Origin of the sequence: Streptomyces mangrovisoli (assembly GCF_000974985.2) — a bacterium.
GTDB lineage: Bacteria > Actinomycetota > Actinomycetes > Streptomycetales > Streptomycetaceae > Streptomyces > Streptomyces mangrovisoli.
Window position 1 is genome coordinate 1 of record NZ_LAVA02000167.1, and the last position, 4041, is coordinate 4041.

General features: G+C 64.3%; 5 protein-coding genes and 1 pseudogene. 3 read left to right on the top strand and 3 right to left on the bottom strand.

What is annotated here, in order from left to right; translation table 11 throughout:
• Positions 1–118 precede the first annotated feature (118 nt).
• Entirely contained in the window at positions 119–913 is a 795-nt protein-coding gene (locus WN71_RS38860; protein WP_240529921.1) for an IS5 family transposase, read from the bottom strand.
• Positions 914–1228: 315 nt separating this feature from the next.
• Between WN71_RS38860 and WN71_RS42430 the strand changes: the two genes are divergently transcribed.
• The 3 genes and pseudogenes from WN71_RS42430 to WN71_RS43320 all read left to right on the top strand — a co-directional run.
• On the top strand, positions 1229–1438 hold the full coding sequence (locus WN71_RS42430; RefSeq protein WP_046593005.1) for an adenine nucleotide alpha hydrolase family protein: 210 nt from the start codon (positions 1229–1231) through the stop codon (positions 1436–1438).
• A gap of 52 nt (positions 1439–1490) precedes the next feature.
• Positions 1491–2402, top strand: a complete 912-nt coding sequence (locus WN71_RS38870) for a replication-relaxation family protein (RefSeq protein WP_046593006.1) — start codon at positions 1491–1493, stop codon at positions 2400–2402.
• Between the two features lie 176 nt (positions 2403–2578).
• Positions 2579–2670, top strand: a pseudogene (locus tag WN71_RS43320) (tyrosine-type recombinase/integrase); the annotation flags it as partial.
• 68 nt (positions 2671–2738) lie between these two features.
• Here the strand turns inward: WN71_RS43320 and WN71_RS38875 are convergent.
• Positions 2739–3065 (bottom strand): hypothetical protein, encoded by a 327-nt coding sequence (locus tag WN71_RS38875; protein ID WP_046593007.1) that lies wholly within the window; start codon positions 3063–3065, stop codon positions 2739–2741.
• Positions 3066–3138: 73 nt separating this feature from the next.
• On the bottom strand, positions 3139–4041 hold a 903-nt coding region (locus WN71_RS41665; protein WP_206300256.1), incomplete at its 5' end, for a deaminase domain-containing protein.

The following is a 4041-nucleotide window of genomic DNA, read 5'->3' on the forward strand; positions in this document are numbered from 1 at the left end:
TGTCGTAACCGCGTCACTACCAAGGGGCCCGTTCTCTCATGCCCGCGACCGCACCCGAACCTCCGTCCAGATGATCACCCGTTGCCGCTCGAACAAGATCCGGTTTGCCACAACGCACTCAGCGCCGGTCAGCGGCCCGTGGCCGTGCCAGACGCCGGCTCATCCGCGTGACCATCGACCACCAAATCATCGCTTCGCTGGTGGCGGGCAGGGTCTCGTAGTCCCGGGCCAGACGGCGGGAGTTCATCAGCCACGCGAATGTGCGCTCTGCCACCCAGCGTCTGGGCAGCACCACGAACCCTGTCATGTCGTCGGTGCGTTTGACGATCTCCAAGCTCAGGGCGAGTTTGTCCCGGCACCAGCCGACGAGGGAGCCGGTATAGCCGCCGTCGGCCCAGACGAGGGTGATGTCGCGGTGCAGGTGGCGCAGCCGGCTCAGCAGGCCCGCCGCGGCGTCGCGGTCGCCGATGTTCGCGGCGGTGACGCGGACGACCAGGAGCAGGCCGAGGGTGTCGGTCACGATGTGCCGTTTGCGGCCCGGGACCTTCTTCCCGCCGTCGTAGCCGCGTGAGGCGGCGGGCACCGTCGCGGCGGCCCGCACCGACTGCGCGTCGATGATCCCCGCCGTGGGCTCGGCCTGGCGGCCCTCGCACTCACGGACCTTCCCGCGCAGCCAGTCGTGGAACTCGGTGATCAGCCCGTGCTCGCGCCAGCGGCGGAAGAAGGCGTAGACCCGGCTCCAATCGGGGAAGTCCGCGGGCAGCGCCCGCCAGGAGATCCCGCCCGCGACCAGGTAACGGATCGCGTCCAGCAGCTGGCGATGGCAGTAGCCCTCGGGCCGTCCGCCCCGCCCCTGAAGCCAGGCCGGTACCGGCAGCAGCGGCCGGATGGCCGCCCATTCCGCGTCCGTCATGCCCGACGGATACCTGCGTACCCGATCGGGATGGTCGGCCGCGTTGCCGTACACGTGCGCGAGGCAATCACACGATGGAGCAGCCGAGTTGAAGCGGGCGGGCTCGAGCGCGTAGAACAACGACAACAGGGCCTCCGGGAACCGCTCGGAATGGGGTCGCACCCCCGAGCTACCTGGAGGCCCTGCCTTCATGCGCGTACGAGCGGAAGATCACCCGACCAGGAACTCCGTTCGACCTGCACGTTCCAAGATCGGTTGAGATACGGCTTCTGAGTCCACGTTCACCGAGCCGACCGATCGCTGTTTGGAGTCGCCATGCCCGCGAACCTCGGCGGCCGCCCGCCCGGCGTGCCTGACCTGACCACGTACGACCTACTGGCTCCTCAGCTGTCCGGCGGGAAGGACAGCGCGGTGATGATGGCGGTGTTCATGGAAGCCGCCCGGGATGCAGGCGTGGACGGCCGGGTGATCTCCTACCACGCCAGTCTGGGCGTGCCGGAGTGGCCGCCGGTGTTCCTCGGGTGAAACCGAAGGTCTCCAGCCGAGATCTCCACGCCCGTGGAAGGAATCACCCCCCATGAACATCAGTGCCGCAGAGAGCACCCCGGGCCCGGACCCCGGCCTCGCTGAACCTCTGGCCCACCTGGTGATCGCCGGGCTCGCCCAGCACCGCATCGCCACCACAGGCCAGTTGCGCCGGATGCTCAGGCCTGACGGCACGCGACAGCTGATGTCCCGCGTTCTCAACCGGCTGCGCACCGAGGGCTTCGTCAACTACACGGTTCTGCCGGACCCGAACCGCAGCCGGACCAACGCCTGGTACCTGACGCCACACGGGGCACGGTTGGCCCGGGATCTTCCGGTCCTGCGCGGGCGGCCGCCCTACCCCATCACCTCGACCACGGCTGCATCGCTGAAGACCCCACACACGCTGGCCGTCGTACGCGCCCACCTCGCATTCGCCGAAGACGCCCGCCGGCTCGGGCACGAGCACGGCCCGTGGGACTGGACCCCTGAGGTGTCCCACGCGATCGGTGAGAGCGAACGCATCGTCGCCGACGCAGTCATGTACTACACGGTCATCAAGGGCGAGCACCGGCGAAAACTGCGGGCGTTCATCGAAATCGATCGCAGCACCATGAGCAGTGAACGGCTGGCCGTGAAACTGATCGAGTACGCCCGCCTGTTCCAGTACGACGCCCAACCCTTCAGCCGACGGCGACCAGCCGCCCCAAGTCCCGCCTGGCTGCGCTGGGATCCAGTCTTTCCCCGCATACTGTTCGTCCTCACCGGCGCGTCACGTGCCAGGCTGGAGAGCCGGATGAGCGATCTGCAGGCGATGGTGGCAAAGCACCCACTCGTATCGACTCTCGCCCGCGAAGTCCGGCTTGGTGCCGCGGTGCTGGAAGACCTTGAGGAGCACGGTCCAGCCGATAACGTGTGGCTGCCTCTCGTTGGGGGGAAATCCCGCTCGTGGGCAGGCCTCTGAAGTCCTGCTCGAGAGGGCCCAGGTCACAGCCCTGCACCGTATTGGCGACCTGGCCCTGGGGCGGCGTGAGCGGGCGCTGCGTCACCATCGCTTGGTGTTCGCCCATCTGGCTCTTCAGTGCGGGCTGTTCGAGCCTGCAGCGGTGGTGTTCGGGGCAGTGTAGGCATGCCGTCCAGCACGACCTCCGCCCCTCGACCGCGACATCCTCCTGGAACAAGGAGTGGAACTCGTCGTGATCGAGGAACTACTTGGCCATGCTCACATCGGCCATTAGCGAGCCGTTCGCCTTGAGCGTCACGATCACCGTTAGGTCATGTAGGCCTCAGGGAAAGGCACTTACACGAAACGTTGGATCAATTTTATCGCCGAAGGGTGTGGATACATCTCAGCCATCTTAATCGCGGACTTGCCGCCTTCAGCCGCCAGTGCGGGATCAGCTCCGAACGCAAGCAGGACAGCCGTGAAGGTAACTTCCATCTCGCAGTCACCTTGGATTGCGGTATCGGCTTCATAGTCAACCGCGTGAGCCAGGAGAGTCATGTTACCGCAGATCTCGTTCGGGTCAGCTCCTGAATCCAGCAGCCTGGCCAGCTCGCGGACCTCGTCATTCTCGATAGCCTGATGGGCCGGCGTCCAAATGCTCTGCGTGACAAGATCGTGCATGCGGCATAGCATACCCCACCCTCAGCGCGTGCCGCAATGCGCCAGAATTCTGACACATTGCGGCACGTCACAGTTACCGCCGTCCGGACGTGTAGTTTATTCGTATATTGGGAAAGAGGTCATGGAATTGCCCGATCACGGAAACACAGGACGAGCACGCATACTGTGAGGAATGCAGCGTCAGAGACCCACGAACGTCTGATGGACCCCCAAGCCGGTTCGCTATATAGGTGAGCATTTTATACTCCGTGTCGTTTTCGCGGGTATTTCTTCCGGTTGCCCTCGCTGTAAATCTGGCTGGATTCCCTGGACTCCCCACTGTAGGGACTAGCCCCTTCTCCATATGCTCTCCGCTCGTGGTCAGTAGAAGCTCGTCCCCTTCTCCTTCCAGCTGCAGGAGACCCGCCAATGCAGCCCTCTTCTTCCCCGCGGTCCCCCTTTTATACAAGAGCTCAACTTGTTCTGCGAGATACTCAGACGCATCTTTTGTCGCCGCCCTTGCCAGCAGTGACCCGCCCCCGGCTTCGAATGTTCCAGTCAAGGGGGTATCACATACGAATGGCTCCTGCGCTTCGCATTCGGCTCCGCTGAGCTGATCCTCAGCGCCGTCAATATCTCCCTGCAAGAGGTGGACGAGCGGGCCGTCGGGCATCAATGATGCGAGCCAGTCTGCAACCTTCGTGCCTGGGTCGGACGGGTTATTCGTGTTGGTGCCCGGTGTGGGCGGTGCTTGAGGGCTTGGGGAAGGGGTGGGATCCTGGCTTCTCAGCTTTCCGTCAGGATTGTTCTTGATCTGCGATTTCTTGTCCCCGACGTTACATGTTCCCAATACACCGCAGTCGCCAGCTCCCTCGATGGTGAGGCCCGTGGGGTCGGAGTAATCGATGGGGTCGTTGCGGCTGTAACTGTAGGCAGAGAGGTTTTGCGGGTCGTAGGGAGTGCTAACCTCGATCTTGCATGACGGCCCGCCAAGGGA

Bases quoted from the DNA above. Each gene is read 5' to 3' on its own strand.
- WN71_RS42430 (WP_046593005.1), top strand. From the start codon at position 1,229: ATGCCCGCGAACCTCGGCGGCCGCCCGCCCGGCGTGCCTGACCTGACC.
- WN71_RS38875 (WP_046593007.1), bottom strand. From the start codon at position 3,065: ATGCACGATCTTGTCACGCAGAGCATTTGGACGCCGGCCCATCAGGCT.
- WN71_RS38870 (WP_046593006.1), top strand. From the start codon at position 1,491: ATGAACATCAGTGCCGCAGAGAGCACCCCGGGCCCGGACCCCGGCCTC.
- WN71_RS38860 (WP_240529921.1), bottom strand. From the start codon at position 913: ATGACGGACGCGGAATGGGCGGCCATCCGGCCGCTGCTGCCGGTACCG.